Origin of the sequence: Acetobacterium sp. (assembly GCF_039830195.1) — a bacterium.
Taxonomy (GTDB): domain Bacteria; phylum Bacillota; class Clostridia; order Eubacteriales; family Eubacteriaceae; genus Acetobacterium.
On sequence record NZ_JBDODG010000034.1, the window covers coordinates 122,022 to 128,424 of the forward strand.

Below are 6,403 nucleotides of genomic sequence, written 5' to 3' on the forward strand. Positions count from 1 at the left end.
ATCAAAATTATAGGACCAATTGGTTTATATGAATCGCTTCCAAGTGAGTGGTACCTCCAACCTCTGAAGTCCAACAAGAGAGTGGCACCGCTACCCAACACTTCAACCTAAGCAACTTATTCGTCTATACTCAGGTTTAATTTAATTTATCTGTTTTATTCGACTATAATCGAAATAATCATTGATCATCTCTTTATTTCTGGTATAATCAATATTGTGAGGTGATTATTATGAAAAACCGAGATCTTTATTTAACTCAACTAGTTCAGTTTAAAGATAAACCGCTGATAAAAGTTGTTACTGGTATACGCCGTTGCGGTAAATCAACTTTGCTTTCATTATTCGAGGAACACTTACGTAGCAGTGGTGTTCGCGATGATCATATTATCCGGATGAACTTTGAAGCCTTTGAATTCGATGAGATTACAACGTATGTTCACTTATATAACTATATCAATAACAGAATGACGATCCCAAATCAAAAATACTACATTATTCTTGATGAAGTACAGCAGGTTGAGTCCTGGGAAAAGGCCATCAATTCATTTCTAGTGGATTCTAATGTTGATGTTTACATCACTGGTTCCAATGCCTATCTTTTGTCCTCAGAGTTATCTACCCTTCTCTCCGGTCGATATGTAGAGATAAAAATGCTGCCGTTGTCCTTTAAAGAGTATCTTGATTTTACTGATTTCGAAAAAGGTAACAATGTGGATGCAATTTTTAAAGATTACTTAGAATTTGGCGGTCTCCCTACCGTTGTTGAGCTAAAAGACCATCCCGATACGATCGCCCCATTTTTGAGCGGCATTTACAATACAGTGATTATGAAGGATGTTGTTCAGAGAAATCATGTCAGAGACGCCGCTTTGCTGGAAAGCGTCCTAAAATTTATTGCAGCTAACATTGGAAGTGTCGTATCGACTAAAAAAATTAGCGACTACCTGACCAGCAGCGGAAGAAAAACAACCAGTGACACCATTGATAACTATCTGAAAATGCTTGAAAATGCTTTTATCATTTACCGTGCAAACCGCTATGATCTGAAAGGTAAGCTGTTTCTCAAAACTCTTGAAAAATTTTATATGGTTGACATTGGCCTTCGCAATCAGTTGACAGGTCTTAGAAACACCGATTACGGACATGTGCTCGAAAACATCATCTATTTAGAATTACTGCGACGCGGTTACGCTGTTGCTATTGGAAAAATCGGAACACTTGAAGTAGATTTCGTCGCAACAAAATCAAACAAAAAAATTTACTACCAGGTTTCTGCAAGCATTATAGATGACGCAACAAGGCAACGCGAACTAAAACCTCTTCAATCAATCACCGATCATTATCCAAAAATAATCCTTACCATGGACAACACTCTTTATTCAGATTTTGAAGGCATAAAGATAATCAATATCCTTGAATTTTTACTGAATGATGAATAAAACCGATTAATAATGGTATGATTATTCTTACTCCTGTTAAAAAAGATGAACTTGCTTTCTCGGAAGAAATACTTGCCGATTTAGTTGATCAAAGCTATGCTGGTGAAAAATTACTTTCTGAATTTAAAAAAATAACACATCAGATTCGTCCGGCGATAGAAAAAATGATCGAAGAAGCGGACGCCCTTGCAAAAGCAAGCTCGGATAACTATATTGATCCAACTGATGCAATCTTTGGAACTGATGAACTGGAGTCTTAAAAATGCTTCCAGTGATCTATACACCCATAGCAGAAAGATTCTTTAAAAAGCTACAAAGATAAGCTGCAAAAGTTAAGAGAGTGAGAGAGTGGCTCCGCTACTCTACTTTACTGCTACTTTTTAATTTTTTTATATTTTTGCTTGCTGCTATTTGGTTTATCCGGAATTGTCATTTCAATCAGCCCCTTTTCCATCGCAGGCAATAAATAATTATCTCTAAAGGTTTGCCGATGTTTTAAGCCTAATAATTCCATCAATTCCTTTGTCGAAAAAGCACTATTTCCGATCGCATTTAATAATCTTTTAACTTGTTCGGTATCATGTTCGGTCACTTGTCCGGTGTTTAAAACATCATTAAGCGCATCATAAATTGCCTCTAAAAGAAATTCAACAAAGAGCCCCGAATCTGCTCGATGATCACACTCGCCAAGTACTTTGTAATATTCATCCTGGCGCTCCCTAATGAGCGTCTCAATTGGCAACCAACCAAATAGTTGTTTCCATTTATAAAGTAGCAAAGTTTGCCACATTCTTCCCATTCTACCATTCCCATCTGAGAATGGATGAATAAATTCAAATTCATAATGAAATACGCAACTCTTGATTAATGGATGCACCTCAGCTTCTTTTGCCCAGTTAACCAGATCTTTTATCAAGTGTGGCACCTGATTAGCCGGTGGAGCCATATGAACCAGATGATCTCCAGCAAATATACCGACACCACCGCTTCTAAAGATACCAGATTCCTTTGATAAATCGTTCATTAAAATTTTATGAGCCCGTAATAAGTCATTAATCGAAAATGGATTCATTTCTAAAAGTTTGTTATATGCCTCAAAGGCATTTTTTACTTCACATATTTCATCAGGCGCACCAAGAATCCTTCTTCCGTTGATAATATCTGTTACCTGATCCAAAGATAAAGAGTTGTTTTCAATTGCTAAAGATGCGTGAATGGTACGAATTCGATTATCTCTTCGCAGTCTTGGATTACTATCCAAATTATCAGCGATTGTTATATGTGTAATTATTTCTGTAATATCTGAAACTAAATTAACGGTTTTATCTGTTATCGTATATGGCGGGATATAATCCATTTGCTTATTTTCACCTCATAAATATAAAGTTGATTTTTAAAATTACTTGTATATTATTATACCGCACAAGTTGTATTCCTTCTATAAAAAACATTTATTTATAGAGGCTTGAGTTTTTCGACGATTTAGGGTTCATCATACGCAAATTTCCATTTTTCGAACTTTTATTGTAAGCGTCCAATAAACACAATTCAAGAGAAGTGGTACCGTTACTACTAGCTCAGCTACACACCATCGATTTGCGGAGGTTTCACGTCAGCACCGCTACTAGCACCGCTACTATCTACGCTACCTATGCAATTCGATCATACTCCATAATGGTCAATTCACTTGCCAGAGTTTCGGCCTTATCCATCAGAATATCCAATTTTTCGGCAACAGAGCTAGAAAAAAGAACTTCTCCACATTGCTCACACTTGTAACAAGGTACATTTTTAATGATGATCATGCAGTTTTTCAAATCTGCAAAATAGGTTGTGACAGAAGCTTCCATTTCTCCATTTTTACAGCTTAAACATTTCATAAAGAACCATCCTTTCTTATTTTCATATCTGATTCCCATTTATCTTTGTCTGGATAGTATGCTGTTACGATTTTTGCGGATTCACCATTACTGGCAACCACAACATGAAGGGGTACATCAATAGATAGAAAGCCGAGTATCAAACAGCTTGGTGTCGGAAAATCATCTGGATAATCTTCGATGATTTCACCTGTCATCACTGCTAGCCTCACATGCATTGGTCGTATATTACGCTGCTTACAACGCTCAATTACGTGTTGAGTAAAAAAGACGACGTCTTTTTCATAGAGTTCTCGTAAATCTTCAATTTTCATTTTCCATATTCCTCTGAATTGTTATTAGTCTATATCAATACGTCCTTTGATCATATCATACTCTCTATAAGAATCGTATTCAAGTGAATTATTTAATAGTCAGAGACCGTCATTTTGCATAATATGCAATCCGCATTTTTCAATAAGACCTGCTAAATAAGTTAAGCTGAAAAGTTAAGAGAGTGGCATCACTACTACTACACCGCTACACGAAAGAACCTGCTCTGCTAAGACCTAAATAGTTTCCCATACTCTGATGACCCAGATGCAATATGATAAATAAATACAGTATCAGTATCGCCCAGTAGCCGATAAATACAGATATATTGATCGCAAACCAAAATTCTATAGTTTTGACTTTTTAGTTCTTCATCAGGTACCAGTGGACAGGATAACGGGAATTCCTCAAGCCGTTCCATCGCCTTAATTATCTTTTCAACAATTTTACGTGCTGAATTTGAACCGACCATTAATAAATGATATTCCGCAATTTCCTCTAGTTCATTTTTGGCCGGAAGAAGTAATTCCACCTTATAAGGCGACATCAAATTTTTCCTTCATTACTTTTCGCATTTCACTTAAGGTAATTGTTGGTTCACCAGCTATTCTTGACAATTCTGCATCCATGATTTTCGAACGTAATTTTAATATTTGTTCCCTTTTTTCAAAGGCTTCAATACTCATCACCACAATATCACCTTCCCCATTTTTCGTAATATAAATTGGTTCGTCTGTTTCATGAGCAAGAGAAGAAATTTTTCCATAATCGTTTCTCAATGCGGTTGAAGATTTTATAATCATCATTCCTTCCTCATCTTTCATTAATTATTCTGCTATTATTATATAATAATTCTATCATTGTAGCAAGGTATGTTTAGCAAAATAAAACAGAAACCGACACTCGCAACTTTTACAAGCGATAGGTTCATTTTCAATAAGTCCAGCTAATAAGTTAAGCTGTAAAAGTTAAGAGAGTGGCACCGCTAAACGGTTGATGCCTCTCAAAATTACATGATAGATTCCCGTTTGGCTTTTTATCCTGGCTTTTCTTGGCATTCTTCTTGGCCTCCTAGCTTTGCTTCATTCATTTTAGCATGGAAGCTGAAATAATCCAACACAAGAGAACCGTCCCCTTGTGCTAAACCTTGACAAACACACAAATTTGCAATACAATGTATTACAGAAAGAAAATTATTCGGAGGTGGTACAAATGAGCACAATTTCAATTCGTCTTTCTGAAAAAGAAGACTTACTGGTTAGAAACTACGCAAAAATGCATTGCTTATCTGTTTCTGATTTAATCAGAGCATCCGTGATCGAGAAAATTGAGGATGAAATTGATTTAAAGCACTTTGATGAGGCTTTAGCTAATATGAAAAAGACCTATTCACTTGATGACGTAAAAAAAGAATTAGGCTTGTAACATGTTTGAAGTTGAGTTTTCTGACATTGCTCTTAAAAAGTTAACGAAAATGGATCGCTATCAATCATCCTTATTGATTGGCTGGATTGAAAAGAACCTTGAAGGTTGCAATGATCCTAGGTTGCATGGAAAACCATTAACGGCTAATCACAAAGGAAAATGGCGATATCGCGTTGGTGATTATCGAATCCTTGCTTTAATCGAAGATAATAAGATAAATATCATTATCCTTGACGTGGGTCATCGAAGTGAGATTTATTAAAGCAGTGCTCTAAATCATCAGAACAGGTTCAGTATTCAATTTAAATACCTAAATTTCTGTTTTTAAATAAGTTAAGTCCAACAACAAGAGAGTGAGAGAGTGGCACCGCTACTTAAGAAAGTAGTCCCGCTAATCTCTTAACCCCTATTGATGCAATGGGCTAATAATGGTATAATTAAGACATAATTTAAGGAGGTAGCTATTATGCCAAAAATTATTCCAATTAAGGATTTGAAAAACACATCACAAATCTCAGAAATGTGTCATGTTGCTGAAGAACCAATTTATATTACCAAAAACGGATATGGCGATATGGTAATCATGAGTGTTGAAATGTACGAAATTACAATGAAAAGATTAAACATGTATCGTCAACTGGAATTATCTGAAAACCAGATTGATACAGGTAAAACAAGGGATGCAAGAGAATCTCTTGATAATCTAAAGAAAAAATATGCAATATAACCTCATTATAACGGAAAGTGCCGAGGAATTAGTTGATCATATTGTAAATTATCTGGTTAATCAATTAAAAAATTCACAGGCAGCTGGAAATTTACTAGCAGAAATCGAGCACGTTTATTAAGAGAGTGGCACCGCTACTTAATAAACATCTTGGCATTCTTCTTGGCCTCCTAGCTTTGCTTCATTCATTTTAGCATCGAAGCTGAAATAATCCAACACAAAAGAACCGTCCCCTTGTGCTAAGAAACAGACACATTCACAAGCACTAGGTTCGTGATCAAAATTATAGGCCCAATTTATTTCCGATAGATAAGTTTATAAGTATAACGTCTAGCACCGTATTGAATGTCAAGTAAAATTTTACTTGACATTCAATAAGAGAGTGGCTCCGCTACCTCCCAGTAACCGATTCCTTTGCGAACGCAAATATTTACGTTTGATTTTTCGTTCGTTATAGGGTAAAATTAGAATTATAAATCTAAAGGAGCGGTTATTACGATGGGGTTACGAGAATCAAGAACATTGGAATATAAAAAGGATATTACAAATACATTTTTAAAGACCGTGAGCGCATTTGCAAACTATCGAACCGGCGAAATTAAATTTGGAATCGATGATAA

At 35.7% G+C, this 6,403-nt stretch carries 11 protein-coding genes; 6 read left to right on the plus strand and 5 right to left on the minus strand.

Going from position 1 to position 6,403, the window contains the following annotated elements; translation table 11 throughout:
* Nucleotides 1-230 precede the first annotated feature (230 nt).
* A complete protein-coding gene (locus ABGU93_RS10880) occupies nt 231-1,439 on the plus strand; it encodes an ATP-binding protein (protein WP_347413479.1) in 1,209 nt (402 codons plus the stop codon).
* A 17-nt stretch (nt 1,440-1,456) separates the two neighbouring features.
* Nucleotides 1,457-1,699: a hypothetical protein gene (locus ABGU93_RS10885; RefSeq protein WP_347413480.1), complete on the plus strand. Its 243-nt coding sequence runs from the start codon at nt 1,457-1,459 to the stop codon at nt 1,697-1,699.
* Nucleotides 1,700-1,812: 113 nt separating this feature from the next.
* Here ABGU93_RS10885 and ABGU93_RS10890 read toward each other — a convergent pair whose 3' ends face one another.
* The 5 genes from ABGU93_RS10890 to ABGU93_RS10910 all read right to left on the minus strand — a co-directional run bounded on the left by ABGU93_RS10890 (nt 1,813) and on the right by ABGU93_RS10910 (nt 4,455).
* On the minus strand, nt 1,813-2,796 hold the full coding sequence (locus ABGU93_RS10890) for a Fic family protein (RefSeq protein ID WP_347413481.1): 984 nt from the start codon (nt 2,794-2,796) through the stop codon (nt 1,813-1,815).
* 292 nt (nt 2,797-3,088) lie between these two features.
* Nucleotides 3,089-3,319, minus strand: coding sequence for a type II toxin-antitoxin system MqsA family antitoxin (locus ABGU93_RS10895; protein WP_347413482.1), 231 nt, complete (start codon nt 3,317-3,319; stop codon nt 3,089-3,091).
* The gene (locus ABGU93_RS10900) at nt 3,316-3,633 is read right to left on the minus strand and encodes a DUF4258 domain-containing protein (protein ID WP_347413483.1); all 318 of its coding nucleotides are present in this window, start codon (nt 3,631-3,633) and stop codon (nt 3,316-3,318) included. The genes ABGU93_RS10895 and ABGU93_RS10900 overlap by 4 nt, the downstream gene beginning before the upstream one ends.
* Before the next feature lie 227 nt (nt 3,634-3,860).
* Complete coding sequence (locus ABGU93_RS10905) at nt 3,861-4,178, minus strand: type II toxin-antitoxin system RelE/ParE family toxin (protein ID WP_347413484.1); 318 nt, start codon at nt 4,176-4,178, stop codon at nt 3,861-3,863.
* On the minus strand, nt 4,165-4,455 hold the full coding sequence (locus ABGU93_RS10910) for a type II toxin-antitoxin system Phd/YefM family antitoxin (protein WP_347413485.1): 291 nt from the start codon (nt 4,453-4,455) through the stop codon (nt 4,165-4,167). The genes ABGU93_RS10905 and ABGU93_RS10910 overlap by 14 nt, the downstream gene beginning before the upstream one ends.
* Before the next feature lie 388 nt (nt 4,456-4,843).
* Between ABGU93_RS10910 and ABGU93_RS10915 the strand changes: the two genes are divergently transcribed.
* The 4 genes from ABGU93_RS10915 to ABGU93_RS10930 all read left to right on the plus strand — a co-directional run.
* The gene (locus tag ABGU93_RS10915) at nt 4,844-5,056 is read left to right on the plus strand and encodes a DUF6290 family protein (protein WP_347413486.1); all 213 of its coding nucleotides are present in this window, start codon (nt 4,844-4,846) and stop codon (nt 5,054-5,056) included.
* Between the two features lies 1 nt (nt 5,057).
* A complete protein-coding gene (locus ABGU93_RS10920) occupies nt 5,058-5,318 on the plus strand; it encodes a type II toxin-antitoxin system RelE/ParE family toxin (protein ID WP_347413487.1) in 261 nt (86 codons plus the stop codon).
* A gap of 204 nt (nt 5,319-5,522) precedes the next feature.
* On the plus strand, nt 5,523-5,783 hold the full coding sequence (locus ABGU93_RS10925) for a type II toxin-antitoxin system prevent-host-death family antitoxin (protein ID WP_026394201.1): 261 nt from the start codon (nt 5,523-5,525) through the stop codon (nt 5,781-5,783).
* A 498-nt stretch (nt 5,784-6,281) separates the two neighbouring features.
* Nucleotides 6,282-6,403, plus strand: a 122-nt coding sequence (locus ABGU93_RS10930) for an RNA-binding domain-containing protein (protein WP_347413492.1), incomplete at its 3' end; no start/stop codon positions are given.